Source organism: Pseudomonas cedrina subsp. cedrina, assembly GCF_001983175.1.
Classification (GTDB): domain Bacteria; phylum Pseudomonadota; class Gammaproteobacteria; order Pseudomonadales; family Pseudomonadaceae; genus Aquipseudomonas; species Aquipseudomonas cedrina.
In genome coordinates, this window is record NZ_MNPW01000012.1 from 20,818 (window position 1) to 46,948 (window position 26,131).

The following is a 26,131-nucleotide window of genomic DNA, read 5'->3' on the forward strand; positions in this document are numbered from 1 at the left end:
CAGTAAGCTTGTGTCGAGTATCACGATATACCGTCGGTAGAGATTTGAACTATGGATGACAGCTCAAGCAGCTCGGAAAAAACGGTGGCTATGGCTCTAGCTGGTTGATTCATGCTACTGATATGCCACTACTTTGTCTAGCTACGGGTGATTTCTGTTCACCAGAACAACATCCTCAACGCCAGCACGATCACGACCCCATTAAAAACCGACTCCATCCACTGGTCGCCCTTCTTCAACGCAAACTTCGCGCCGGCATTTGCACCCAATAGCGTGCCAATCACCAGGCAACCGCCATACTGCCAGTCAATGATGCCGCCGATGCCGAAAATGATCAGCGAGCCCACGGAGAGGACGAGTCCACCGACTTTGCGAGTACCCACCGATTCGCTGATGGTTTTCCTGAAAAAGATAATGAATAAATACGTCGAGAGTTTGGCTTGCCCTCCGAATAACCCGCCGATCATGCCGACTGGAATGAAGAGGATATAGCCAAACAGAAGCCTGATTGCTGAGGGCGGTGTTTCGTCGCTGCGCGTTTTTTTTATAAGGGAGAGTGCCACCAGCAGCAATGTCAGCCCGCCAATTATCTTATGCAGCAGCGCGGGGTCCATCTGCAGAAGAAGGCTCACGCCTCCCAGTGCCCCAGCCAGGCCCAGTGCCGCAGCCGGAACGGCCAGTGCATAATCGACCTTGCCCTGCTGATGGAAGTGCCGCAGTCCGGCAAGCATGGTGCCTACCGAGGCCAGGCGCGCTGTGGCGATCGACGACTGAGGTGCAATCCCCAGCCAGATCATCACCGGGACGGTTAAAAACACACTCCCGCCTGTGTTGGTCCCGACGAATCCCGTGATTATCCCGAGGAAAATCAACCCCGCGCCAGTCAACCACTCATGACTCATCAGGTGCTCGCATAAGATACAAGTGCTTTATTCGCTTAAGTAACCGCACAAACGACCTCCGCAGCCATCTGGTCGACACTCCTCATCCCATCAACCCGCAAGACCGGGACCGTCTGCCGTGACAGCCACGCTTCGTGCCAGGCTCGGTTGCGTCCAGCAAAGTCTGGATCGTCATACTGCGAAGCCCACTCTCGGAAGGCCAGATGGATCTGATGCATATCACCACCCGGTGCGATCCGCTTTCCAAAATGCCCCTTTTCACGTGCGTCCAGGCGTTCAAGGCGAACGGCGGTAGGTGTCACAACGAAGACAATCAGCTCGGCATCGGCGATCAGTGCATCTCCCCAGTTCATGCAAGAGCCGGTCAGCACCCAATCATCATTACCGCATGCCTGCCGCATCAACGACACGCGCTCATTGGGAGGCCGCTTGGTTGTGAACGGTGGGTCCGTGGGCATCCAGTAGAAGTCATCGACATCCACCTGCCTGATATCAAGCCGCGTTGCGAGGTTTCGGCCCAAGGTGGTCACGCCCGCACATGAGGCGCCGGTGATGTAGATCCGCATTTTCCCTCCCGTCGTCATTGGCTGCGGTATGAAGGGTTGAACGGGTGGATCACCGCTCAACCTGCTGGCGATATCGCTCAAGCCTTTGCGGGGCTACTGCTGCACGGTCCAGACCGCCAGTTCATAACCATCGGGATCGGTGAAGTGAAACCTGCTGCCTCCGGGGAACGAAAATGTCTCGCGGGTGATGACAGCGCCCAGGCCTTTGAGCCGCTGCTGCGTGGCGTCGAGGTCATCGGCGTACAAAATGACCAGAGGGCCACCGGGGCGAATGGGCTCCCCGGTCGTGAAGCCACCGGTGAGGCGGCCATCGCTGAATTCGCTATAGCTGGGGCCGTAGTCAACGAATGTCCAGCCGAACGCCTGTCCGTAGAACGCTTTGCTGCGGGCAATATCGCTGACGTTGAACTCGATGTTGTCGATTTGCCGGTCTTTACCGCGGACGCTCATGCTTGCCTTCCTGGCTGATGTGTAGAGCGGCGAGTGTAACGTAAGTTTATTTCTTGATGAATGCGGGAGCTAAGGCGGCAGCGTAGTGCATTGCCTTACGCCGCCGGCCTGCCTCAGACTCAGCGCACAATCGATTGTTCAGGGAAGCATGGAATGGCACTCAGGGTGATGGTGATCGGTGGCTACGGCAACTTCGGCAGCATCGTTTGCCAGCATTTGGCGCAAGCGACGGGCATCGAACTGGTGATTTCGGGACGCGATCCCCATAAGCTGCAGCGCAAACTCGATGAGTTGAACGCGCAGTTCGATACCGTTTACGAAGGCTGGTGTGGCGATGCCATGGGGGCCGGGTTTGCTGGCGTTCTGCGGTCGAACGACATTGGGTTGGTGATTCATACCGGTGGCCCTTTTCAGGGGCAGCCCTATGCTGTTGCCCAGCACTGCATCGAGGCGGGCGTGAACTACTGCGACCTGTCCGACTGCCGCACCTTCGTCAATGGCGTGGGCGCGTTGGATACGCAGGCCAAGCAGGCGGGCGTGGCGATACTCAGTGGTTGCAGTTCAGTGCCGACGCTGTCGTCCGCGATCCTCGATCAGTACCGGTATCGCTTCTCGCGCATCGACTCAATCGAACACGGCATTTCTTCCTCGGCCAAGATGCCGGGCCTGTCGACGGTCGAAGGTGTGCTCGCCTATGCGGGTAAACCGATCAAGCAACTGCGCAATGGCCAGGTGCATGAAGTGATGGGCTGGCAAGATCTGACGCTGCGCAAGTTGCCTCAGCTCGGCACGCGGGTGCTGGCCAATGTGGACGTGCCCGACATGGATATATTCGCCGGCCGGTATGGCGCCCACACCTTGAGTTTCAAAGCGGGGGCGGGACTCAAGCTGGGTGGCGTCGCCAACTGCGTGTTGGCCCACGCGCTGCGGGTCGGGATCGTGCGCAATCATCTGGCCTGGGCTGCACGGCTGCATCGGCTGGGCAGCTGGTTCGAACGATGGGGTGACGGCAAGAGCGCGATGTACATCGATGTTCAGGGCTTGGGTGCCGATGGCCTTCCCTTGTCGTTGGCAGTGCAACTGACCGCCTTGAATGATAAAGGCCCGCAAATCCCCAGTTGCGCCGCTGTCGCGCTGGCGATCAAAATCGCCCAAGGCTATTTGCCGGAACCCGGCGCGCGGCCGTGCGTCGGCGAAGTCACCGTCGACGAGTACCTGACAGCCATCAACGACCCGGCGAACCTGAGCCTGGAGGCGCGTTTCTCTGACGCGCATGCCACGCCACTGCACACAACGCCAGCCCGGCCACATTGAGCGACACAGGGTTGAACGCCGCCCTGAGCATCGCTGGGCTGACCACCGCCACATCCACCAGCAGCCCCGTCAATGCCATCGCCGCCACCGCGATCGGCCAAGCGCTGCGCGGCGAAAGCACGATCCATAACGCCAGGGCAATCTCCGCAACGCCCGCCAGCGTCGCGAACAACTGCACCTGCTCAATCCCATGCGCCTGCATCATCGACCGCTCATCCGCGCTGAGCCACAGCAGCTTCGGCACCAGCCCGTGGTAAGCGAACACGAACGCCAGGCCGCCTCTGGCGATCCAGTTGATACGCGCCAGGGCGTTCACAGCGGTCCCTTCAAAAAGCGCTGCTCATGATCCGGGTGTGGCAAGAGGCAGGTGTCGTATCGGCCGAAGAGCCGATAGCGGTTGCGCGCGATGCGATCGTAAGCCCAGTCCCGAAGCCTGCGCGGGATGGCGCGCAACAACAGTAAGGGACGCCAAGCGGCGGGCAGTTGCGCGATGATTTCGAACACCGCGTCCGAGCGCACCCAATAGTGGTGGTCGCGGATGACCGCCAGGGTGTCGAACTGGTCCAGTGGCAACCCCGCCCAGGCCAGCAAGGCTTGCCCCTCGGGGGATTGCACGGCTGCCAGCTTTATTCGCCGTTGGTGGTCATGGCGAATGAGGAACCTTGCCCAACCGTTGCACAGCTTGCACACGCCGTCGAATAACACCACGGTCTCGCCGGGCTGAAGCAAAGGCGCGGGGGAAGGGCGGGTTTGGGTTGTGGCCATGAGCGTGGGTCCAGTGCGGTCGATTTAGCCTGGATCATACCTGGGTTCTGAGTGATTCGTTGGAGCTGTCGAGCCCCGGCGAGGCTTCGAAGGCGGCGGTATTGCTGGCATTTTCTGCGCCTGAACCACCGCTTTCGCAGCCTCGCTAAAGCTCGACAGCTCCCACAGGGGGTCGGTTTTTGTCGGTTGGATTTGCGGTGTGGCGACTGGCGCCTTTTTCAGCAGCACCGCAGCTCAACTGTGGGAGCTGTCGAGCCCCAGCGAGGCTGCGAAGACGGCGGCATTGCTGGAATTTTGTTCGACTGACCCACCGCTATCGCTGCCTCGCTAAAGCTCGAGAGCTCCCACAGAGATCGGCTGTGTGGGTTGGATTCGCGGTGTGGCGACTGGCGCCCTTTTCAGCAGCACCGCAGCTCAAATGTGGGAGCTGTCGAGCCCCGGCGAGGCTGCGAAGGCGGCGGCATTGCTGGCATTTTCTGCGCCTGACCCACCGCTTTCGCAGCCTCGCTAAAGCTCGACAGCTCCCACAGGGGATCGGTGTTCCTAGCAGCGTTGCAGCCGATTCATGAACCTACCGCGAAACCAACGCCGCTGCGCTTTTTTCCTCTGTGCCCACGTCATGCAAGGAGATCCGCGAGGTCTCCGGCAACGCCAACCCGCCTGCCAGTGCCAGTAACGCCACCGCCATCAGGTAAAACGCCGGTGACAGATTGCTGCCGGTGGTGCTGATCAGCCAGGTCGCGACCAGCGGCGCGGTGCCGCCGAAGATTGTGTAGGCCATGTTGTAGGTGATCGCCGAGGCGGTGTAGCGCGTGCGGGTCGGGAACGTTTCCGATAACAACGCCGCCGTGACCACCCCGCACAACACCGCTCCCACCGCCAGCAACATCACGCCAACAATCGACGCCGCAAACGAACCGGAACTGGCCATCAGGAATGACGGGTACACCACGACGATCAACAGTGCGCACGCGGTCATCACCGTGACCCGACGCCCCACGCGGTCCGAATACAGCCCCGCCAGTGGGCAAATTGCTGCGGCAAAGATCAATGCGATCAGCGACACCAGCAAGGCCAACGCCCGGCTCAGCCCGCCCGCCACTTGCAGGTACGTCGCGAAGTAGGTGGTGAACATATAAAACGACAGCGCCGTCAGCGACACAAAAGCGCCCAGGCAGCAGATCGCCGCACCATGGTTGCGCAAGGTGTCCTTGAGCGGGGAGTGGGCTACCGCGTGTTCCTGCTTCACGGCCTCGAAGGCCGGCGTTTCATCCAGCTTCCAGCGCAGGTAAAGCCCCACCAGCCCCAGCGGTGCGGCGATCAGGAACGGCAGGCGCCAGCCCCAGCTGCCCATCGCCTCGGCGGACAACGACGCTTCAAGGGCGTACGCCACCACGGCTGCGGCGGCGAAGGCGGAAAACGTCGACACCGGCACGAAGCTGCCGTACCAGGCGCGTTTATCACTGGGCGCGTGCTCCATCAGGTAGGCGCAGGCCCCGGCGTATTCGCCCCCGGCCGAAAAGCCTTGGGCGCAGCGGATCAGCGACAACAGGATCGGCGCCGCGACGCCGATGGCGGCGTAAGTGGGGAGCAGGCCGATCAAGGTGGTGGCGGCGGCCATCAACAGGATCGTCATGGCCAAGGTGCGTTTGCGGCCGATCCGGTCGCCGAGCATGCCGAAGAAAATGCCGCCCAACGGCCGGAACGCAAAGGCCACCGCAAACACCGCAAAGGTTTTCAGCAGCGCCGCGCTGGCATCGCCGCTGGGGAAGAATTGTTGAGCGATGGTGGTGGCGAGGAAACCGTAGACGGCGAAGTCAAACCACTCGACGAAGTTACCGATGCCGGCGGCGATGATGACTTTTCGCAGGGTTTGGGGGCTGACCTGTTCGGTGGATGGGCTCGTCATGGGGAAGGCCTCGGTGTGGCGGGGGGATGACCGATTATCCGGGCACGCGCTCGGGCGACGGGGCCCAAAAGAGTCGTCCGCATAGTCAGCAGCGACTTGCTGGCATTGGAGCAGGCAGGAATCGGGCCAGGCCTGGCGCGGGGATGAGGGTTACCGAGGCGCAGACCGAGGGGACTTGCGATACGTCAGCAGCACAATTCCCGTGACGACAATCACACCTCCGGCCAACTGCCCGGCGCTGAGCATTTGATCGAGCACGATCCAGCCCATCAGCAATGTCGCCAGCGGCTCAATGTTCATCACCGGTGCGTTGCGCGGCATATCCAGGCGCGGTACCGAGATGAACAGCACGATAAACCCGGTCCCATACAGCACCACCAACGTGGCCAGTGCCAGCCAGCCGATGCTGGTCGCCGGCGGGTTCAGGCCGCCCGGCAGGGCGCCGCTCAAGCCTGCCAGGTTGATGCTGCCGAACACGATGAAAATCGTCAGCAGGCTGCGCACCGACCCGCGTACCTGGGACAACTTGTGGTCGGTGATCCACAGCGCACAGGCAAATGCACAGGCGGCGCAGAAGGCCAGGCTTACGCCGAGCAGCCATTGCGGGCCGAGTTCGGTGTTGCTTGAGAGTCGACCTGGTACGTCCAGGACGAACACCAGGCCCACCAGGATCAGGCCCATCAGCAAGGCGGTGCGAGCGCTAGGACGCGGGCCGCCGCATGCCCAAGTGAGCAATGCCAGCAAGATCGGGAACACGTTACCCACCAGCAGCGCCAGCGCGACCGGGACACGCGCCACGGCGGAATAAAGGCACAGGCTTTGGGTGGCGATGAGTACGCCCAACAGTCCTTGCCAGCGCCACGCACCTGGCGGCAGGCGCAGGCTTTGGCGTTGCCACAGCACCAGCACGGCCAGCACCAGCAAGGTGCCGCCCGAGCGCAACAGTATGGCCAATAGCACACCGGCGCCATCGTCGAAGGCGACGCGCGCGGCGATATGGTTGCCTGCAAAGGCGCAGCCCATGCACAGCAGGATCAACACGGCGACTTGACGGGAGAAGGGAGCGGGGGCAGGGGGTGTCATGGCAGGCTCAAGCAGTCGGCGCCACCGTCGTGGATGGCAGATTATTTTTAGTTGTCGTACAACGTTGCGAGGGTTTTGTAGCGCGTTTTAAGCGAAGGGGCAAGGGAGGACTTTCTGGAAGACGCATAAGACTTTGAATTAATTCGGTTCGTCTAGGCCGTTCCGACGGGGTGAGTAGATAGATTAAAGCTGCCCATATTGTAGAGATCGTACGACTTGGCGAAGGCATTTCTCCTTCATAGCATGGGGCAATTCGACGACCCCAGTTTCGGCTACCGTAATATTTTTGCTCGACTATGCTTTGCACGTTAAAGGAGCTATTTGACCATCGGACGGCCTCAATATGCAGCATGGCATGCCGATAGACTTGATATGACCCAAGAGGCGGCGTTCCATGTTCAATACCAAAATCAAGAACCAGCTCCAGTCCCAGTCAGCCGAGCTGTCGCAACTGCGCCAACTGCGCGATGGCCTGGACCGTGAGATGCTCATGCTGAGTATCGATTCGGCGTTCAGAATCATTGCCTGCAACGACAATTTTGCCAACGCCTTGGGCTATACGCAGGATCAACTCCTGGGGCGTGCCCTGGACCAGATTGTTCCGCAATACGTGTCCAAGCTGCCGTGCTTTCATAACTTTCGCGCTGCGGTTGCCGCAGGCAAGTCGATCAGTGACGACTACAGGTACCTGCATGCCGACGGTTCCTTGGTGTGGCTGCACGCCCATTGGCGACCCATAACGGATGCGACCGGCACGTTGAGCCATGTCACCTGCTATGCGACGAATATCACCTCCCGCGTGGAGAAAGCATCGGAAAATGCCTCCTTCATCGACGCACTGCTGCGTTCGACGGCGGTGATCGAGTTCGATCTTTCCGGGCATGTCCTCAAGGCCAATGACCAGTTCCTGCGAGCGATGGGCTACAGCCTGGAGCAAGCCAAAGGCAGTCACCACCGGATCTTCTGCAAGCCAGAGGAAACGTCGTCGCAGCAATACAAGGATTTCTGGGCAACCTTGAACAGAGGTGAATTTGTCGCCGGCCGATTCGAACGCGTTGACAGCCGCGGCCAGACCGTATGGCTGGAAGCGACGTACAACCCGGTTTACGACACCGAAGGCAACCTGTGTAAGGTGGTCAAGTTCGCGACGGTGGTCAGCGACCAGGTGGCCCGCGAACAAGAGGTCAGCGGGGCAGCGCATACGGCGTTTGAAATATCCCAGCAGACCGATGTCACCGCCCAACGCGGCGCGGTGGTGGTCAACGACACGATGCACACCATGCGTAAAATCGCGGTGGATATGCAGGCGGCCTCCGGCGGGGTCGAAGCGCTCGGCAAGCAGTCACTGCTGATCAGCTCGATCATCCAGACGATCAGCAGTATTGCCCAGCAAACCAACCTGTTGGCCTTGAATGCCGCGATTGAAGCGGCCCGCGCGGGCGAGCAGGGTCGAGGCTTCGCGGTGGTGGCCGATGAGGTTCGACAATTGGCCGGGCGCACCAGCACGGCGACGGAAGAAATCGCATCGGTGGTCCTGCAGAACCAGAAGCTGGTGGACGAGACCGTGGCCGAGATGGCCAACAGCAAGTCCCAGGCCGAGCAAGGCCTTGAACTGGCCACCCAGGCCGGCCAGGTCATTGTCGAAATTCAGGACGGCGCAAAGAAGGTCGTCGAAGCAGTGGGCAGGTTTGCCACCCAGGTGGCTTAGCCAGAGGGAGAGCCAGCCATGCAAGACAGGTTCAATCTGTCGCGTTTTGTCGAGGCCCAACGCCCGGTGTTCAGTCGCGTCATGGACGAACTGCACGCGGGGCGCAAGACGAGTCACTGGATGTGGTTCATCTTTCCACAAGTGCAGGGGCTCGGTCGTTCCGAGACGGCCCAGCGTTTTGCTATATCCGGCGTGGCCGAGGCACGCGCCTATCTAGAACACGAGGTGCTCGGCCCAAGGCTCGAAAGCTGCGTCAACGCGGTTCTGCAACACCGCGGAACAAGTGCCAGTCAGCTGTTCGGCGCGCCGGATGACCTGAAGTTTCGCTCTTGCCTGACGTTGTTCATGAGTGTCCAGAACGAGTCCAGTGTGTACCAAACCGCACTGGATCAGTTTTTCGACGGTGAACCGGATCGCAAGACACTCTTGCTGCTTGAGGCAGGATAAGCGACAGGGCGCATCAAGCTTGATGAAAGTGCTTGCCCAACGCATCCAGCCGCACTGCAATCGGCGGCAGGCGTTCGCTGCTGCGCGCCAGGGTTTCGACGTCATCGGCCGTGCTTTGGGCGATGCTCTGCACCGACTGCAACCGCCCGACAATCTCCAGGTTGGCCGAGGTCTGCTCGCGCGTAGTGGTCACGATCCGTCCATTCAGGTCGTCGATGTGCGCGATGTCATCGCCCACCGCACGCAGCATGTCCACCGCCACCTGGCTATCTTCCACGCAGCGTTCCACGCCCTGGCGGCTGTCGTGCATGGCTTCGACGGCCTCACGGCTGCCTTGCTGCAAGCCTTCAATGATGGTCTTGATTTCCTGGGTGGACACCGCCGTGCGTTGCGCCAGGCTGCGGACTTCGTCGGCGACCACGGCAAAACCACGGCCTTGCTCGCCGGCGCGGGCGGCTTCGATGGCGGCGTTGAGGGCGAGCAGGTTGGTCTGGTTGGCAATGCTGTTGATCACTTCAAGCACGCTGCCGATCTGTTCGGCTTGCGCGGCCAGGCCTTGCACGGTTGCGTGGGTGCCATTGAGGCGTGACGCCAGTTGAGTGATTTCCTGCTGGGCGCGGCCGACGCTTTCCTGGCCGCGCAGGACCTGCCGGCTGGCCTGGCCGGCGCGATCCACCGCTTGCTCGACGTGCACCGCGATATGGCCCATGGCATCTTCCATACGCTGCATCGAGCCGGTCATCTGGGTGATTTCCGCCAGTTGATGGCGTGCGCCTTTTTCCAGGGTGCCGCTGGCGCTGGCCAGCTCCTGGCCGAGTTCGCCAAGGCCCTGGGAGTCGCGGGCGACGCCATCGATCAGGTGGGTGATCTGCTGCAGGAAGTGATCGAAACGCTTGGCCAGCGACACATGCGCCTTGCCTTCGCCTTGGGCGGTTTGCGCGGTGACCTGGGAGGTGACCGCGAGCATTTTCTCAAGCATTTCCTGGCTCTCGACCGCCTCGGCCTGGCTGTGCACGGCCAGGTAGAGCAGGGCGACGGTTTCCATGACCACGTAGAACGCGTGGACGACGACCATGGCCCAGCCGCCATGGTGTTCCATCACAAACACTGGGAAGCCTTGATGTTGCAGTGCATGGAACACCACGTGGTGCACGGCGATAGTGGCCGCCGCGACCAGGATCGGCAGCCAGTCGCGATAAAACGTCAGCACCGCCAGCAGCGCGAAGATTCCGAAGTGCGCTTCGATCACGCCTTGGGCCTGGTTGATATGCAGCGCCGCCATGACCATCAGGCCTGCACCGAGGACGCAACGCATCACACGGGTTCCACCGATGGCGCGGTACAGCGCGGTCAGCACCACGCTGGTGCCGCCACCGACGACGACAGCTTGCATCAGCGTGTCATGCCAGAACCCCAGCCCCAAGGAGAACAGGAACATCAGCCAGATCAACGCCAGCATGATGCGGTCGGCTTTGCGGTAGTGCTCGAAAAAACGCGTGGGGGTGGGCATTCACACTTACTCCATGGGGGCTGGCCGAAATAAAGCGAGGGCAGGGTGGAGCGAATCGGTGTTTTTTGGTTTTTTTATTGGAATCATGGATGCCAACCGTATATCGGCATCAGGAGGCGGGACTTTAGGAGCGGCTACCTGGGAGGGTAGCCGTTGATGGGTATGTACCGGCTCAGAAGCTGTACTTGGCCGTGACGCCAACACTGCGTGGGTTGCCGTAGGTGTCGGTGGAGCCCCAGATCGGGCTGGTAGCGACTGCCGAGTAGTAGGTGCGGTCGAAGATATTATTCACGTTCAACTGCAGGTCCAGGTGCTTGTTCACTTGGTAACCGGCCATCACGTCCGCAACCGCGTAGCTGCCTTGTTCCAGGCGATAGGTGGTGCTGTTGGCGAGTACCACGTCGTTGTACATGCGGCTCTGCCAGTAGACGTTGCCGCCGATGCGCAGTTTTTCCAGCGGGCCCTGGAAACGGTATGAGGTGGAGAGCTTGAACAGGCGCTCCGGGGTGTCAGTGTCGAAACGCTGGTTGTCGTTGGTCGGCTTGGTGTCCTTGATGTAGTGCGCGCGGGTATAGGTGAAGCCGCCGCCGACTTGCCAGTTTTCGGTCAGAGCGCCCTGCAGTTCGAGGTCGATACCTTGGCTACGCACCAGGCCAGACGCTTCGTAACAGGCGGTGATCGGGCAACCTACCTGGCTGTCGGGCTGGGTTGCGCGGTTTTTCTGGTCGATCTGGAACACCGCCAGGCTGGCGTTGAGCGCGCCGTTGAAATATTCGCCCTTGATGCCGACTTCGTAGTTTTCGCCAACGATAGGCTGCAGCGGCTTGTCCGAGAAATCGCGGCTTGTCTGCGGCGTGAAAATGTCGGTGTAGCTGGCGTACACCGAGTATTGGTCGTTCAGGTCGTAGATCACCCCGGCGTAGCGCGTGAGGTTGCGGGTAACTTTGTAGTCGCCGTCGCCCTGGCGGTCATCGTAGTCGTACCAGTCCACGCGGGCACCGAGGATCACCTTGAGTGGGTCCGCCAGGTTCAGACGGGTCGTCAGGTACACGCCATCCTGGGTAGTGATGCTATGACCTTTGCCGTCACGCACGAAGTTCGGCTTCGCGCCATTGAGCGGGTAGTTGGTGTCGTAGGGGCTGAATTCCTTGGACGTAGCGTCGTAGATGCGTTTGCTGGTGCCCACCACCACTTCATGGGTGCGGCCGAACGCTTCGACCGGCCCGCTGAAGAAGGTGTCCAGGCCATACTGCTTGTCGTCCTGGTGAGACTGGTAGGCGGTACGCGCCAGGGTGGTCTGGTAGCGTGACTGGTAGGTGCCGGTGAACACGCCGTCCAACTGTGATGAAGAACCGGCGACGTGGAGTTTCCAACCGTTGTCGAAGCGGTGCTCGATATCACCGAATACGGTGTCGATGGTCAGCTTTTTGTTTTCCCAGTCGGAGCCGGGGTTGGTGGAGCGGGGCAGGTTCAGGTGATGGCCGTCAGTGCCGAGGGGCAAGCCGCCCCAGAAAAAGTTCGTCTGGTCTTCCTGGCGCGAGAAGCCCAGGGTAGCCGTGGTGTCTTCGCTGAGGTCGGCTTCGCCGATGGCGTAGAACAGGCCGTGGTCGCTTTCTTCACCCTTGCGGAAACTGTTGGCGTCCCGGTATGAACCCACCACCCGGCCACGCAGGGTGCCGTTGTCATTCAAGGCGCTGGAGGCGTCGAATTCGCCGCGATAATCGTCCCAACTGCCAGCGGCACCGGTGATCGACACCTGCGGCGTGGCGGTGGGGCGTTTGCGCACAAAGTTGATTGCCGCCGAAGGGTTGCCGGCGCCGGTGACCAGGCCGGTGGCGCCACGAATCACCTCCACACGGTCGAACATCGCCAAATTGGGCTGCACGCTGTTGGCGTAGCCTGAATAGGAACTGGGGATGCCGTCGAACATCATGTTATCGATATTGAAGCCGCGCGAGCTGTACGTCTGCCGTCCGGGACCGCTGGACTGGCTGAGGAACAGGCCGGGCGTGTTCTTGACCACGTCGTTGACGCTGGTCATGGCTTGGTCGTCCATGCGTTGGCGGGTGATTACCGTAACGGCCTGGGGCGTCTCGCGCATGGTCAGGGGCAGTTTGGTGGCGGTGGCCATCTCGCCCGTGGTGTACGACTGCGTGCCTTCGGTGGTCTGGCCGAGTTGTTCACTGCTGATCTGGGTAGCCCCCAGCTCCAGGGGGGCAGTTTTTTCAGCGTCAGCGGCAAACGCTGCGTGTGAGGTTGCAAGACAGACAGCCAGCGCCACCAAGCTGGGTGAAAAACCGTTGCCGCTACGATGTTGCACAGACATGTAATTGACTCTCCCCAAGTGCCCTCCGTGGCAAATAATAAAGGTGTTGATAATTATTCGCATCAGTCTGGCAGATTGTTTCTTTGGGAAAAAGCCTTTAGCGAGAATTAGTTAACGAATTTTTCACATTGAACAGGCTTGGCAGATCGCCATTATTGAATACGTCCAGCGCCGCGAAGGTGTATCGCAGCGTGCTCTTCGCCCGCTGCGATACAAACCCATCCCTAGAAATCGACGCTGACTCCGAGCGTGCCCCGTGTGCCCCTGACAGCCTGGCTGTCGAGGCTCTGATTGTGACTCACTTCCCCGTAGAGGCTGACGCCTCGCGCTATCATTGCCGTCGCTCCCAGGCTTAGATCCAGCGTGGTGGATTTGCGTTGGGTATCGAAATCCTCGGCGTTGAAGGTCACCGTGCTGTTGCCACGCGGGGTATGCCAGACGTTTGCGCGAACATAAGGGCTGACGGGCAGGTCCTGGATGATGTAGTCGCCGCTGGCGCGTACGCCTGCGCGGACGGTCAGTTGGGAATCGGCGTCATACGAAACCCTGGAAAACGGGTCATTCTGGCTATCGAGTTTCGTCTGGTTCCAGATCACTTGGAACTGCGGCTCGATTTTCGAATTTGGAGTAATTGCACGCGGTTTGCCGACTTCCACCGAAAATGCCAGATCATTGCCCTTGGTCTTCATCTTTATACCGCGTTCCGACTCGTTGTTGCCGCTAAGTCGGGTATGCATCCCTACGACATCCACATAGGTATCATCCGGCGAGATATGGGTAACGGAAAGCCCCACACTGGTGCCGCGCAGCGTGATGTCGCCGGCGTCCCTGTCCGGCATGCCATCGACAAGGCCCTTGACCTTGCCCTTGAGTCGACTCTGCCCCACAAACACACTCAGGTGCTGGGTATTGCCGGCGTCGGTGACTCTTGAAAAAACAGGCGTGCCGACTTGATACCCGCGTATCGAGCTGTCCAGCGAAGTGCTCAAGTCACCGGCAAGATCCTGACGACTGCTACCGCCATAAACGCGTGCCCAACCTGACGGAGCGCGCATGTCTCGCTGCCTGCCTTGTTCTCCCACGCGCTCATGAAAGGTGCCGAGGCCGTTGCGCACGAGCTGTTGAGCAGCCGGGTAGACCGTCGCCGCAAGCGAAACCTCCTGGCGAATAAAGGGCACGGGGCGAATCGTGGCTGCTGGCAACGGGGGGCTGCTTGGCGCAGGCAGTGGGGTGACGGGCCCTTCCACGGGGGTTTCAGAGCGCAGAAACCAACTGTCCTCTGTACCAGCGCTGACACCGCCGCGATACAGGTAATAATTGCGCGGACCGGCCGCTGCGATTCCATTCAATGAAAACGCGCCGCTGCTGCTGGTCGCGCCGTTCTGTGCATCCACCACGCGGATGCCGTCCGCGGTCGTTGCCGCCCCGGTCCCGCCCAGGTTGGTGATCTGGATGGCGGTACTTCCGCTGATCACGCCTTGGTTGACGATAAGCTTGTCGCTGGCGGAGCTGTCATTGCCCAATACCGTTTGCAGCGCAAGTACAGCGCCTTCACCGGTGTAATTGCCATTGATAAGCAAGGTATCGTTGGCGCTCGAACTGCCGGTCGTCATATTGATGACGCCGCTGTTATTGACGTCGACCAATTCGCCAGCAGTGGAAGAAGTGATTACACCCGTATCGACGAGTAACTGGCTCGTGCCATCCAGGCTCAGAACGCCCGTGCCGGTCGCGCTGTCACCCAGCGCCAGCGTGCCGCCCAGTTTCAGATGCGAGTTGTGCAGTTGGATGGCTTCCCAATTGGAAAACAGGCCCGGATCGTCGGCCTTGGTGCTATCCAGCGTCAATGTGTCGTTGCCCAGGCCACCATCGACCAACTGAGCCGCCGCCAGTTGAGAATTGACCAGGTTCTGCAGCAAGGCTGTGTCGTCACCCGCGCCCATCAACACGAACGAGTGAAGGTTTCCGCCCGTCCAGATGAAACTGTCGTTGCCGAAACTGAGCAGCGTCTGCCCGTTGACGTCGCCACCCTCGATGATCACTTGATCGTCACCACCACTTACACTGATATTGCCGCCCACAAACGCGTTGCCCGAGATTCGGAAGAAGTCGTTACCGAAGCCGGCAACCATGTTGCCGATGATGCGTCCTCCCGACATTAAAAAGACGTTGTCATCGAGCTTCATGTCGACGCGGCCGATGGTGCCGCCGGTCATGGTGGCCTCGTCGCCATCCTCGAAGAAGGTCAAAATGGTGCCGCCACTCATGAAAAACTTATCGCGGTTGTCGCCTTGGGCCACGGATAAGACAGTACCGCCACTCTGGGCATAGCTGTCGATGCCGCTTGCCTGCCTGACGGCGCCTACTTGACCGCCCGATATCTGCACAACGTCCGCGCCCGAGCCCTGATCGACGGACCCGGTAACGCTGCCCAGGTTGAGGCGAAAGATATTTGCGCCGTCGCCTTGGTTGAGGTCTCCAATGATCCCCGCGCTGGGCCCATTAATATCCACCAGGTCATTGCCGGCACCATAGGTCACGTTATCGATGACCTGGCCTGTCGCCGTGATATCAAGGGTGTTATTGCCCCCCGTGTCGGTAAAGCCCGGCGCGGTGGCGCTGTTGCAGGTGGAGGTGTCATCACCCGCAGTGTTGGTGATCGTGCAGGCCCCGTAAGAAGCCGGCGGCCACACGGCCATTACGAGCAGGTAAAACCAGGAAAGCGTGCTTACGCGCATGATCCGTCCTCATGTGAAGGAGCATTGCCCCGGCACCTGCAAAGGCAGGCGCGGACCAAACCATGACAACGTGACGCGCGATACGGATCAGGGGACAGCGGGTTACCCGTTTCTGAAAACACCGGCCAATGCAAAGGGTTGGCATGGCTTTCTCGACTGCACCTGAATCCGTGCAGTACTTTTTCCACCATAGCCAGCCGTTGCCCAGACCGCTACTGTCAGAAATAACAGGTACAAAACGAGTCTGGTTTTAAGACAGCACAATCTCATAAGGCTCGCGCATGCGCTCCAGCAACACCTGGGCCAGCATCGGCGCCAAACCGATCTGCGGGTCACCGGCCAACTGGCTGGCATAGGCATGGGCAGCGTGGAGTTTGCGCGCCACGCTCCAGGTGTCCAGGCGCACCTTGCGCGCCCGGTGCCAGGGGATGAGCGCTGCTTCGCGGGCGGGCCAGTGCCAGGCCCGGATCGGCAGTTCATGCAGTTGCGCGCCCACCAGGTTGCAGGCGCTGGCACTGGCGCGACCGACACTGTCGTGGTCGTCATTGCCGTCGTTGCGCCAAGTGCTGAACACCACATCACCGGGCTGCAGGTAGCGCGCGATGAATTGACTCAGTGGCGCTTCCCGCGCGGCCAGGGCGTTATCGCAGAACCCGCCACGGATCCACTTCAGGCTGTGCAAGGGCATGCCGAGGCGGCGCAGGGCCTCGACGCTTTCCTGGGGGCGCACCACGCTCAAGCGGCTGGCCGGCCAGACACTGGAGCCGGGATGGCTGGCGCTGCCATCGGTGATGGAGATCAGTTTCAGCGGGTGTTCCAGCGTGCTGAGCAATTGCAGCAGGCCGCCACAGGCCAGGACCTCATCGCCGGGGTGGGGCGCGATGATGACCACGCGGGCGCCTGGGGGCACCAATGAGGAAGGGGTGATGGGGGGAATCTGCGCCAGTTGAGGGGCGCTGTTCCAGATTTGCGCTGGGCCGCTACGGCCGTCGCTTAAGGAAGCAAGCTTCATGGGTGTCACATCCTTGTCGGTTAACACTGGGCCGTGTCGCGTGGGCGGCTCGACTCGCTGGTATTCACCACAGGCTCCGCCGTAGTGGTTGCCTGCCGCTCCAACTCTGGAGTGCCGGCAAGGCATTCTCAGCATAGACAAGGATGCGGCCTTTGACATTCAGGCACGCCGTTTTTCAGACGGCGTGCCTGAATGTCATTGCCATACTGCTTTATGTCACGCCTCGTCTTCACGCTGCAGTTCGAACAGCAACAGCGAACGGCCGGTGACGCCGTACTCATGTTCGAAATCGAAGCGTTCCTGGCCGCGCACGGCGGGCTCATTGGTGTCGAGCATGCAGGTCCAGAACTCACCCTCAGGCACCGGCGGCAAGCGGAAATTGACCACGTCATGGTGGGCATTGACCACCAGCAGCAGCGTGGCATCGGCGCCGGGCCGGCGAATCCCGGTTTCCTGGGCGCGACCATCCATCAACATGCCCAGGCAGCGGCCGTTGCTGTCTTCCCATTGTTCAGTGCTCATCTCCGAGCCGTCCGGCGACAGCCAAGTGACGTCCTTCACACCGATATCTTCGTTGTAGTCGCCCACCAGGAAGCGGCCACGACGCAGGATCGGGTAGGCCAGGCGCAGCTTGATCAAGCGTTTCACGAACTTGAGCAAGGCCTTGCCGTCCTCGTCCAGGTCCCAGTTGATCCAGCCGATTTCACTGTCCTGGCAGTAGGCGTTGTTATTGCCGTGCTGGGTGCGGGCGAATTCGTCACCGGCCACCAGCATCGGCGTGCCTTGGGACAGCAGCAGCGTCGCGAAGAAGTTACGCATCTGGCGCAGGCGCAGTGCGTTGATTTCCGGGTCGTCCGTCGGGCCTTCGACGCCATGGTTCCAGGACAGGTTGTTGTTGCTGCCGTCCTGGTTGTTCTCGTCGTTGGCTTCGTTGTGCTTGTCGTTGTACGACACCAGGTCGTGCAACGTGAACCCATCGTGCGCGGTGATGAAGTTGACCGAGCTGTAGGGGCGGCGGCCGCGATGGTTGAACATCTCACCCGAAGCCGTCATGCGCGCGGCGAAATCGGCCAATTGTGCGTCGTCGCCTTTCCAGAACGCACGTACGGTGTCGCGGAAACGGTCGTTCCATTCCACCCAACCCGGTGGGAAATTGCCCACCTGGTAGCCGCCGGGGCCACAGTCCCAGGGCTCGGCGATCATTTTCAACTGGCGCAACACCGGGTCCTGGCGGCAGGCCACGAGGAAGCTGTGGCGCTCGTCAAAGCCGTCACGGTAGCGGCCGAGAATGGTTGCCAGGTCGAAGCGGAAGCCATCGACGTGCATTTCCGTGGCCCAGTAGCGCAGCGAGTCAGTGACCATCTGCAGGACGCACGGGTGGCTCAGGTCCAACGTGTTACCGGTGCCGGAATCGTTGATGTAGAAGCGCTTCTCGTCCGGCATCAGGCGGTAGTACGAGGCGTTGTCGATACCGCGCATGGACAGTGTGGGGCCGCGCTCGTTGCCCTCGGCGGTGTGGTTGTAGACCACGTCGAGGATCACTTCGAGCTTCTGCTCATGCAGGTGCGCGACCATTTCCTTGAACTCGGCGATCTTGCCGCTGGCAAGGTAGCGCGGGTCCGGGGCAAAAAACGCAATGCTGTTGTAGCCCCAGTAGTTGGTCATGCCCTTTTCCAGCAAATGCTGGTCGTTGACGAAGGCGTGCACCGGCAGCAGCTCAACCGAAGACACCCCCAACTGGCGGATGTGCTTGAGCACGTCATCTTCCATCAACCCGGCGCAGGTGCCGCGCACCGCCTCGTCGACCGAAGGGTGACGCATGCTGATGCCGCGCAAGTGGGTTTCGTAAATGATCGTACGGTCCCACGGCACCCGCACAGGCTGGTCGTTGCCCCAGGTGTGCGCCGGGTCGATGACTTTGCATTTGGGTACGAAGGGCGCGCTATCGCGTTCATCGAAACTCAAGTCGTCATCCGGGTGGCCAATGGTGTAGCCGAACAGCGCCTCGGACCATTTGAGTTCGCCCACCAGTTGCTTGGCGTAGGGGTCGATGAGCAATTTGTTGTGGTTGAAGCGATGCCCGTTGGCCGGGTCATACGGACCGTACACGCGATAGCCGTAAATCAGCCCGGGGTGGGCGTCGGGCAGGTAGCCGTGGAAGATCTCGTCGGTGTATTCCGGCAGCTCTATACGCTCAAGCTCCACTTCGCCGGTGTCGTCGAACAAGCACAGCTCGACCTTGGTGGCGTTGGCCGAGAACAGGGCAAAGTTGACACCCAGGCCGTCCCAGGTGGCACCGAGGGGGAACGGTAAACCTTCACGCACCCGTGACGGTTCGCCGCCCGGCGTCGCTGGGGTCTTATGGGGTTTGCTCATGAATGTTGCTCCTGGAAGGGGAAAATCTTCGGGCCGAACGGGGCCCTGCCGACGGAAAGTCAGCTGATCGGTATCAAAAACAGAATCCCCTCCTGCCGACGGCGTCGGCAGGAGGGCTATGAAATAACGAGGGTCAGGGTTTGGGCTTTTTCGCCGCCGGCTTTTTAGCGGCCGGCGCCGGAGTCGGTTTGCTCGCAGGCGCAGGCTTGGCTTTTGCGGCAGGCGCTTTGGCGGCAGGCGACTTGGGCGCCGTCTTCGGCTTGGCCGCAGCCTTTGGCTTGCTTGGCGTAAGCGCTTCTGCTTCGGCCAGTTTGCGCGCCATCTCCCAGTGGCGAGCATCTTCACCATGGGGTTTGCCTTCAGATTCCCAGATCTGATGCGCCAGCTCGCGTATGCGTTTGTCTTCAGTACTCATCACAATGCTCCTCGCAGAAATTTTCAGCTTTCTTGATCATCAGAATTGATAAAGACATTGACCGGGAAATCCCCCAGGGCAGCGCTGATCGATAGCTCCTTGTCTGGTGTGACTGCGCCTGTGTGAAAAAGTCCCTTCCAGTTTTGGTTTGGCACGGCGAACGGTAATTTGACCCGGGTATCGCCCCAAACCTGCGCATTGATCTGCGGATGCACACCGTTTTCAAGCAACTCATGCGACCAGCGCGGTACCACCACCAACAGGCGTTTGCCCTCATGTTCGCGACAGAATGCGACCACCCGTTCGGCGTGCTTGCCGACCACTTCCAGCGGTGTATAGGCACCGCTGCGGAACACCTCGGGGTGGGCCTTGCGCAGGGCCAGCACCTGGGCAATCAGCGCTTGCTTGATACGCCCGTCGCGCCAGTTGAACAGCAGCTCGCCCAGGTCCGGTGGCGTGTTCAGCGCCTGTTGCCGTGCGCTGAAATCCACTGGGCGGCGGTTGTCCGGGTCCACCAGGCTGAAGTCCCAGAACTCGTCGCCCTGGTACAGGTCCGGCACGCCCGGCACAGTGATGCGAAGCAAGGATTGCGCCAGGCCATTGAGCGCGCCGGCCGGCGCGATGGCCTGCGCGGCGTCGCCGATGGCGGTACGCAGCGCCTGGCCTTCGTCACTGAGCAACAACCGTGACAGGAAGGCCTCGACGCCCTGTTCGTAGGCCTCGTTGGGCGCGCTCCAGCTGCTCTGCAACTTGGCTTCGCGCAACGCCTTCTGTTGCCATTGCCACAGGCGCTGTTTATACCCGTCAAAGTCAGTGTCCTGGTCCAGCGGCCAGCTACCCAGCAACGCCTGGTAGAGGATCAGTTCATCGCCGGCCGACGGCGCGTTGGCATCGGTACGCAACGGCGCGGCGAGGGCGCGCCACTGTTCGACCTGCTCGACGTACCACGGCGCGCATTCACTGAGCACGGCCAGGCGTGCGCGGGTGTCTTCGCCGCGCTTGTGGTCATGGGTGGCGGTGGCCAGCAGGTTGTCCGGGAACGCCTGCAGGCGCTCGCTGTTGACCTGATGAAACTCGGCCAATGGCGCGCTGAACTGCTCGGTACTGAAGCCAACGTCGTTGCGCGACAGCAAGACCGCCGAGCGATAGAACGCCGTGTCTTCCACCGCCTTGGCGGCGGCGGGCGAGGTCAGTTGCTGGAACCGCACGCAGGCATGCTTGAGGATCTTGCGCTCACGGCCCACCGGGCGATCGCGCCAAGGCTGGCCGCCGAGCCATTTCTCCAGGTGCTCGAGCACCGGCCAGTCGCCTTCGCTCAAGGTCGTGCGCGCGCCTTCCATGGCCTGGCGGAAGATCTTATCGTCGTCCGCGCTGCGGCCACGGGCGCTGATGTAAGTGCGGTACACCGGGAAGTGCACGATCAATTCCTGCAGAGCCCGGCGGATGGCGCCCAAGGTCATGTCGCGAGTCATCACATCGTCGCGCGCTACTTGCAGCAGGGCCTGGGCCACGCTTTCGAAATCGCCGCCGAGGGAGCCATTGAGGATCTGCTGACGCGCCAACCGTGCTTCTTCGATGAACGCCGAAGGCCGTTCGCTGTGGCGGGTCCACAGCTCGGCCAACGGCGCAAAGCCGTTCGGGTCGTGTTGCAACAGCGACAGCTGGTTCATGAACTCATAGCCGGTGGTGCCATCCACTTTCCAGTCTTTGCGCAGGGTTTCGCCTTCGCCGAGGATTTTCTCGACGAAGATCGGCAAATGCCGCTGCGGCGACAACGAATCCACACGGCGGCGCAGCTTGCGGCAGTAACCGCGCGGGTCAGCCAGACCGTCGATATGGTCGATGCGCAGGCCATCCACCAGGCCTTCGCTGATCAGTTCGAAAATCTTGCCATGGGTGGCTTCGAACACGGCGCCGCGCTCGACTCGCAGGCCGCCCAGTTCGTTGACATCGAAGAAGCGCCGCCAGTTGATATCGTCGGCTGCGGTGCGCCAGCTCGCCAGGCGGTAGGCCTGTTGTTCAAGCAGTTGATGCAGGCGTTCGAAGCCCTCCGGCTGGCGGCCGTCGAACTCGGTCAGGCGCTGTTCGATGGCGGGCAGCACTTCGGTGGCGCGTTCCGCCAATGCCTGTTTGAGCCACGCCGCCTCATGGTAGGCGTCGTCCTGGTAGGCGAGGGCGCTGAACTGGTCGGCCAGGGGCTTGAGCGAGTCGCCAGTGCCCAGGATCGCTGCATAATCCCGTGGGCAGATCGGGAAACGGTGTTCGTAATGCTCGACGTAGAACGCACCGTGGCTGGCATCGAAATGCAAGGTCAGCGTGCCGTTCTGCAGGGCTTCGCCGTAGTCGCTGCCGAGGAACGGCATCAGCAATTGGCCCTTGAGCAAGGGGTCGGGCGAATGCCACTGGATATCGAAGAACTCACTGTAGGGGCTCAACCGGCCCCACTCCAGCAGGTCCAGCCACCAGGGATTATCGGCACCGCCCACGGCCATGTGGTTGGAGACGATATCGAGGATCAGCCCCATGTCGTGCTCACGCAGTGCCGCCACCAGGCGGCGCAAGGCGGCTTCGCCACCCAGCTCCAGGTTGACGGTGGTCGGGTCGACCACGTCGTAGCCGTGCATGGAACCGGCGCGGGCGCTGAGCAGCGGCGAGGCATACAGGTGGCTGATGCCGAGCTGGGCGAAATACGGCACCAGCGGCACCGCATCATCGAGGGTAAAACCTTTATGGAATTGCAGGCGCTGGGTAGCGCGCAGGGGCAGTGCTTTCATCGGTCACGCTCATAGGCTTGGTTACGCGCGACGGCCAGCAGCTCAAGGCGGCGGGCAGCGCCGGCATTGTCGAGCAGGCTGGAGGCCTCCCCCGGCAGGCGGCGGCGCCAATTGGGGTGAGTGTCGGTGGTGCCGGGCAGGTTGGCTTGTTCCTCGATGCCCAGCGCATCTTCCAGCGGCAGCAACACCAGCGGTGCACGGGTGTGGCCGAGGTAACGCACGCTGGCGTCGATCATGTGGTCGGTTTCATTGCGGATTTCTTCGACGAAGTTCTGCGGGTCCTGGCTCAAGGCCTGGCGCAGCGCCTGGCGCTCGCGCAGGCGGTGCTCACTCCATTGCTCCACGGTGGGCGCATCGATCAGGCCGAGCTGGACGTTCCAGTCGATATCGCGGCTGTGCCACCAACCGTTGAGCGTCGGCAGGTCGTGGGTGCTGGTGGTGGCCAGCGCATTGTCGGGCCAGTCGAGGATCGGCTTGAACCGGCCTTCGTGGTCTTGCTCGAACAGCAACACACGCATGCCAAGGATCGAGCGGGCGATGAGCTTTTCACGCAGGCCATCCGGCACGGTGCCCAGGTCTTCGCCGAGCACAATGGCCTGGTGGCGGTGCGATTCCAGCGCGAGCAGGCGCAGCAGGTCATCCACCGGGAAATACAGGTACGCGCCGTCCTGCGGCGAGGCGTCCATGGGCATCACCCACAGGCGCTGCAAGCCCATCACATGGTCGATACGCAGGCCGCCGGCATGGGCGAAGTTGGCGCGCAGCATTTCGATGAACGCGCGAAAGCCGTTGCGCTTGAGGCCTTCGGGGGAGAAAGCGGAAATGCCCCAGCCTTGGCCGGCACGGTTGAGGATGTCGGGTGGCGCGCCCACGGTCAGGTCGGCGAGCAATTCATCCTGGCGGCTCCAGGCCTGGCTGCCGCCGCCGTCGGCGCCCACGGCCAGGTCGGCGATCAGACCGACGCCCATGCCGCTGCCGCGCGCGGCTTGTTGCGCGCGCTCCAGACAGCGGGCGATCAGCCATTGACTGAAGGCGTAGTAACCGATTTCATCGGGGTTTTCTTCGGCGAACCTGGCCAGTGCCGGGCTCTGCGGGCTACGCCACTCCCCGGGCCAGTGGCGCCAGTCGAGGCTTTCACCGGCGGCGGCACGCGCCGCTTGTACGGCTTCGAAACGGCAATGGTTTTCCAAGGCTTCGCCACCGGCCTGGCGGAAGCTCAGGAAATCGGCATGTTGCGGGTGATGGCCGTGGCGGAAGTCTTCATACAGTGCGCGCAACAGGCGCTGCTTGGCGTTGGCGGCGGTAGGCCAGTCGATCAGGCTGTGCTGCTCCAGGTCGTGCAGCTCATCGGTCAGGCCGATGGCTTCGATGGCGTTGCGCACTTCGCGCTCGCCCAGGATGCAGCCCGGCGAGGCGTACAAGCTGTTGAGGAATAACCGACTCGAGGGCGAATACGGGCTGAAGCGCCCGGTGTCGGCGCTGAACATCGCGTGCATCGGGCTGATCGCCAGGGCATCCGCGCCGCGCTCGGCGGCCGAGCGCGCCAGGTGTTCCAGCGCCAGGGTGTCGCCAAAGCCGCCATCGCCCAGGCGGCGCAGGGCATAGAGCTGGGCGCTGAGGCCCCAGGCACGCGCGGGTTGGGTGTCGACGGCTTCGGCCACGCTGTAGCAGTGGGCAGGCGCGACGGCGAGGGTGAAGGTCTGGTCGGCGATATGCACCTGGTGATAGCCCAGGGCGATAATGCCGGGCAGGACGGCGTCGCCATCGAGCCGCAGTTCCAGGGTTTCGCCATTCTCAAGGCTGACTCGGCACAGCGTGTCGGGTTCGAAGTAACGCGCCAGGTCCAGGCTTTCGCCGCTGTCGATGGTCATCAAGGGTGGCAGGACTTTGTTCTGCTGTTCCTGCTCCAGTTCGTGCAGGCTGGCGTCGATCTCGGCGTCAGTGTCGGCCGGGTGGCCCAGGCCTTTGAGAACGGCGCGCAGGGCGTCGGGTTTCACTCGTTGCGGGCGGCCGTTTGCGTCGATCCAATCGACGGCCAGTCCCGCTCGGCTGGCGAGGATTTCCAGGTTCGCTTCGCTCAAGGGTGTTCTCCAACAGGGAATAAAGTAACGCGGGCGCTGAAAGGCGGCAGGTGTGCGCCATCGTTGACAGGCGTTTCGAACAGGACATGTTGCGTCGCGGGACGATCCAGGGGCGTAGCGCTGAGGTTCAGATCAATCTGCAACAGGCTGCCGTTGCCCAGGCGCCAGCGCGCACTGACCGCGCCGTCGGCCAGCACCTCGGCGCCCAATGTGGTGCTGCCAGGCAGGTGCGGCACGATGTGCTGGTGGCGCAGGCTCAGCAGGTGGCGGTAGAGCTGGGTGTGCTCGTTCTCGGTAAAAGTAGGCGTGGTCTGCAGGAACGTCGCCAAGGCATTCGGATCGGGGATGCGCTCGCGTCGCTGCGGGTCCTTGAAGGCGGCGAAATCCGCAAATTCATTGCGCCGGCCTTCACGCACCGCTTCGGCCAGTTCGCCATGGTGGTCGGTGAAAAACAGGAAAGGCTCGCCGGAGTTGGATTCATCGCCCATGAACATCAGCGGAATCATCGGCGACAACAGCAGCAGGGCGGTCGCCGCCTGCAAGGCCTGGGGCGGGCAGAGCTGGTGCAGGCGCTCGCCCAGGGCCCGATTGCCGATCTGGTCATGGTTCTGCAGGAACGCCACAAAGGCGCTCGGTGGCAGGTGCCCACTGGGTTCGCCACGCTCATGGCCATGTCGCGTGGTGTGACCCTGGTAGATGAAACCTTCGCCCAGGCAACGTGCAAGCTTGGCCGTAGGCTCCTCGGCAAAATCGCTGTAGTACGCGTCGGTCTCGCCGGTCAGCAACACATGCATGACATTGTGGAAGTCGTCATTCCATTGCGCGTCGAAGTCCCGATCGTCCTGCAGCAGGCTGGCCTGATTAAGCTCGTTTTCCAGCATCAGCCACACGTGTCGGCCGGCGTCCACTTGCTCGCGGACCCGGTGGGCCAGCTCCCTGAGAAAGTCCGGGTTGTCGATGGCATGCACCGCGTCCAGGCGCAGGCCGTCGAAGCGGTATTCAAGCAGCCACATGAGCGCGTTATCGAGGAAGAAATCCCGAACCTGGCGACGATTGAAGTCGATACCGGCGCCCCACGGGGTGTGCACGTCTTCCTGGAAGAAACCCTTGGCGTACTGGCCCAGGTAATTGCCATCGGGGCCGAAGTGGTTGTAGACCACGTCAAGGATCACCGCCAGGCCATGCTCATGGGCGCTGTCGATCAGGTGCTTGAGCTGTTCGGGCGTACCGTAGGAGGCTTGGGGGGCGTAGGGCAGGACCCCGTCATAGCCCCAGTTGCGCTCACCGGGAAATTGCGCCAAAGGCATCAATTCGATCGCGGTGACGCCCAGCTCGGCCAGGCGTGGCAGGTGCTTCTCGACGCCGGCGTAGCCACCCATCGCGCCGACATGCAGCTCATAGATGACCGCTTCGTGCCATGGGCGGCCTTGCCAATGAGCGTTGCGCCACTGGTAGGCGAGCGGGTCGACCACCACGCTCCAACCATGCACGTCCGAGGCCTGGGCCCGGGACGCCGGATCGGGGACATCTTTTTCCCCGTCGATATTGAAGCGGTAGCGCGTGCCCGCCGGGCACGCTATTTCGGTTTCAAACCAGCCTTCTGCCTGCGGCAGCATGGCGACCGATTTGCCCCCTTCCAATTCAACGCTGACATAAAACGCATCTGGCGCCCACAAGGCGAAACGCGTGTGTTGCGCGTCCAGCATGATTGCGCCGTGGGGCCAGGTTTCCAGAGTCCGTAAAGGCATCTATAAA

Annotated in this window: 18 protein-coding genes and 2 pseudogenes; 4 read left to right on the forward strand and 16 right to left on the reverse strand. The window is 61.6% G+C overall.

All coding sequences use genetic code 11. From position 1 onward, the window contains the following. Positions 1-158: 158 nt before the first annotated feature. From BLL36_RS22885 to BLL36_RS22895, 3 genes are all read right to left on the reverse strand, one after another. Positions 159-902 (reverse strand): sulfite exporter TauE/SafE family protein, encoded by a 744-nt coding sequence (locus BLL36_RS22885; protein WP_231998979.1) that lies wholly within the window; start codon positions 900-902, stop codon positions 159-161. A 35-nt stretch (positions 903-937) separates the two neighbouring features. Next, entirely contained in the window at positions 938-1,468 is a 531-nt protein-coding gene (locus tag BLL36_RS22890; protein WP_076953826.1) for an ATP-binding protein, read from the reverse strand. A gap of 93 nt (positions 1,469-1,561) precedes the next feature. Beyond that, on the reverse strand, positions 1,562-1,918 hold the full coding sequence (locus tag BLL36_RS22895) for a VOC family protein (RefSeq protein WP_076953828.1): 357 nt from the start codon (positions 1,916-1,918) through the stop codon (positions 1,562-1,564). Between the two features lie 153 nt (positions 1,919-2,071). Between BLL36_RS22895 and BLL36_RS22900 the strand changes: the two genes are divergently transcribed. Next, positions 2,072-3,232, forward strand: a complete 1,161-nt coding sequence (locus BLL36_RS22900; protein ID WP_076953830.1) for a saccharopine dehydrogenase family protein — start codon at positions 2,072-2,074, stop codon at positions 3,230-3,232. Here the strand turns inward: BLL36_RS22900 and BLL36_RS22905 are convergent. The 4 genes from BLL36_RS22905 to BLL36_RS22920 form a co-directional block, all read right to left on the reverse strand. After that, complete coding sequence (locus BLL36_RS22905) at positions 3,144-3,548, reverse strand: DoxX-like family protein (RefSeq protein ID WP_076953832.1); 405 nt, start codon at positions 3,546-3,548, stop codon at positions 3,144-3,146. The genes BLL36_RS22900 and BLL36_RS22905 overlap by 89 nt on opposite strands. Beyond that, the gene (locus BLL36_RS22910; RefSeq protein ID WP_076953833.1) at positions 3,545-3,997 is read right to left on the reverse strand and encodes a thiol-disulfide oxidoreductase DCC family protein; all 453 of its coding nucleotides are present in this window, start codon (positions 3,995-3,997) and stop codon (positions 3,545-3,547) included. The genes BLL36_RS22905 and BLL36_RS22910 overlap by 4 nt, the downstream gene beginning before the upstream one ends. A 571-nt stretch (positions 3,998-4,568) precedes the next feature. Then, positions 4,569-5,906: an MFS transporter gene (locus BLL36_RS22915; RefSeq protein WP_076953835.1), complete on the reverse strand. Its 1,338-nt coding sequence runs from the start codon at positions 5,904-5,906 to the stop codon at positions 4,569-4,571. Positions 5,907-6,056: 150 nt separating this feature from the next. Then, positions 6,057-6,989: an EamA family transporter gene (locus BLL36_RS22920; RefSeq protein WP_076953837.1), complete on the reverse strand. Its 933-nt coding sequence runs from the start codon at positions 6,987-6,989 to the stop codon at positions 6,057-6,059. A 490-nt stretch (positions 6,990-7,479) separates the two neighbouring features. Between BLL36_RS22920 and BLL36_RS31755 the strand changes: the two are divergent. The 3 genes and pseudogenes from BLL36_RS31755 to BLL36_RS22930 form a co-directional block, all read left to right on the forward strand. After that, positions 7,480-8,160 (forward strand): annotated as a pseudogene (locus tag BLL36_RS31755) (PAS domain-containing protein); the annotation flags it as partial. Positions 8,161-8,262: 102 nt separating this feature from the next. After that, positions 8,263-8,697 (forward strand): annotated as a pseudogene (locus BLL36_RS31760) (methyl-accepting chemotaxis protein); the annotation flags it as partial. 18 nt (positions 8,698-8,715) lie between these two features. Continuing rightward, positions 8,716-9,144 carry a DUF1810 domain-containing protein gene (locus BLL36_RS22930; protein ID WP_076953843.1) on the forward strand — a complete coding sequence of 143 codons (429 nt, stop codon included), beginning with the start codon at positions 8,716-8,718 and terminating at the stop codon, positions 9,142-9,144. Between the two features lie 13 nt (positions 9,145-9,157). On the opposite strand, the gene BLL36_RS31495 is transcribed toward BLL36_RS22930, so the two are convergent. The 9 genes from BLL36_RS31495 to treZ form a co-directional block, all read right to left on the reverse strand. Beyond that, positions 9,158-10,654: a methyl-accepting chemotaxis protein gene (locus BLL36_RS31495; RefSeq protein WP_076953845.1), complete on the reverse strand. Its 1,497-nt coding sequence runs from the start codon at positions 10,652-10,654 to the stop codon at positions 9,158-9,160. Positions 10,655-10,826: 172 nt separating this feature from the next. Beyond that, positions 10,827-12,980 carry a TonB-dependent siderophore receptor gene (locus BLL36_RS22940; RefSeq protein WP_076953847.1) on the reverse strand — a complete coding sequence of 718 codons (2,154 nt, stop codon included), beginning with the start codon at positions 12,978-12,980 and terminating at the stop codon, positions 10,827-10,829. Between the two features lie 224 nt (positions 12,981-13,204). Continuing rightward, complete coding sequence (locus BLL36_RS22945; RefSeq protein ID WP_076953849.1) at positions 13,205-15,718, reverse strand: autotransporter family protein; 2,514 nt, start codon at positions 15,716-15,718, stop codon at positions 13,205-13,207. 250 nt (positions 15,719-15,968) lie between these two features. Continuing rightward, positions 15,969-16,730 (reverse strand): PIG-L deacetylase family protein, encoded by a 762-nt coding sequence (locus BLL36_RS22950; protein ID WP_076953851.1) that lies wholly within the window; start codon positions 16,728-16,730, stop codon positions 15,969-15,971. 216 nt (positions 16,731-16,946) lie between these two features. Continuing rightward, on the reverse strand, positions 16,947-19,106 hold the full coding sequence (gene glgX / locus BLL36_RS22955; RefSeq protein WP_076953853.1) for a glycogen debranching protein GlgX: 2,160 nt from the start codon (positions 19,104-19,106) through the stop codon (positions 16,947-16,949). Between the two features lie 133 nt (positions 19,107-19,239). Continuing rightward, positions 19,240-19,521: a DUF2934 domain-containing protein gene (locus BLL36_RS22960; protein ID WP_076953854.1), complete on the reverse strand. Its 282-nt coding sequence runs from the start codon at positions 19,519-19,521 to the stop codon at positions 19,240-19,242. 23 nt (positions 19,522-19,544) lie between these two features. After that, on the reverse strand, positions 19,545-22,295 hold the full coding sequence (locus BLL36_RS22965) for a malto-oligosyltrehalose synthase (protein ID WP_076953856.1): 2,751 nt from the start codon (positions 22,293-22,295) through the stop codon (positions 19,545-19,547). Beyond that, complete coding sequence (malQ, locus tag BLL36_RS22970; protein ID WP_076953857.1) at positions 22,292-24,376, reverse strand: 4-alpha-glucanotransferase; 2,085 nt, start codon at positions 24,374-24,376, stop codon at positions 22,292-22,294. The genes BLL36_RS22965 and malQ overlap by 4 nt, the downstream gene beginning before the upstream one ends. Next, a complete protein-coding gene (gene treZ, locus BLL36_RS22975; protein WP_076953858.1) occupies positions 24,373-26,124 on the reverse strand; it encodes a malto-oligosyltrehalose trehalohydrolase in 1,752 nt (583 codons plus the stop codon). The genes malQ and treZ overlap by 4 nt, the downstream gene beginning before the upstream one ends. Positions 26,125-26,131 lie beyond the last annotated feature (7 nt).

Bases quoted from the DNA above. Each gene is read 5' to 3' on its own strand.
- BLL36_RS22940 (WP_076953847.1), bottom strand. From the start codon at position 12,980: ATGTCTGTGCAACATCGTAGCGGCAACGGTTTTTCACCCAGCTTGGTG.
- BLL36_RS22885 (WP_231998979.1), bottom strand. From the start codon at position 902: ATGAGTCATGAGTGGTTGACTGGCGCGGGGTTGATTTTCCTCGGGATA.
- BLL36_RS22930 (WP_076953843.1), top strand. From the start codon at position 8,716: ATGCAAGACAGGTTCAATCTGTCGCGTTTTGTCGAGGCCCAACGCCCG.
- BLL36_RS22890 (WP_076953826.1), bottom strand. From the start codon at position 1,468: ATGCGGATCTACATCACCGGCGCCTCATGTGCGGGCGTGACCACCTTG.
- BLL36_RS22965 (WP_076953856.1), bottom strand. From the start codon at position 22,295: ATGAAAGCACTGCCCCTGCGCGCTACCCAGCGCCTGCAATTCCATAAA.
- BLL36_RS22900 (WP_076953830.1), top strand. From the start codon at position 2,072: ATGGCACTCAGGGTGATGGTGATCGGTGGCTACGGCAACTTCGGCAGC.
- BLL36_RS22915 (WP_076953835.1), bottom strand. From the start codon at position 5,906: ATGACGAGCCCATCCACCGAACAGGTCAGCCCCCAAACCCTGCGAAAA.
- BLL36_RS22950 (WP_076953851.1), bottom strand. From the start codon at position 16,730: ATGAAGCTTGCTTCCTTAAGCGACGGCCGTAGCGGCCCAGCGCAAATC.
- treZ (WP_076953858.1), bottom strand. From the start codon at position 26,124: ATGCCTTTACGGACTCTGGAAACCTGGCCCCACGGCGCAATCATGCTG.
- BLL36_RS22895 (WP_076953828.1), bottom strand. From the start codon at position 1,918: ATGAGCGTCCGCGGTAAAGACCGGCAAATCGACAACATCGAGTTCAAC.
- glgX (WP_076953853.1), bottom strand. From the start codon at position 19,106: ATGAGCAAACCCCATAAGACCCCAGCGACGCCGGGCGGCGAACCGTCA.
- BLL36_RS22920 (WP_076953837.1), bottom strand. From the start codon at position 6,989: ATGACACCCCCTGCCCCCGCTCCCTTCTCCCGTCAAGTCGCCGTGTTG.
- BLL36_RS31495 (WP_076953845.1), bottom strand. From the start codon at position 10,654: ATGCCCACCCCCACGCGTTTTTTCGAGCACTACCGCAAAGCCGACCGC.
- BLL36_RS22945 (WP_076953849.1), bottom strand. From the start codon at position 15,718: ATGCGCGTAAGCACGCTTTCCTGGTTTTACCTGCTCGTAATGGCCGTG.
- BLL36_RS22960 (WP_076953854.1), bottom strand. From the start codon at position 19,521: ATGAGTACTGAAGACAAACGCATACGCGAGCTGGCGCATCAGATCTGG.
- BLL36_RS22910 (WP_076953833.1), bottom strand. From the start codon at position 3,997: ATGGCCACAACCCAAACCCGCCCTTCCCCCGCGCCTTTGCTTCAGCCC.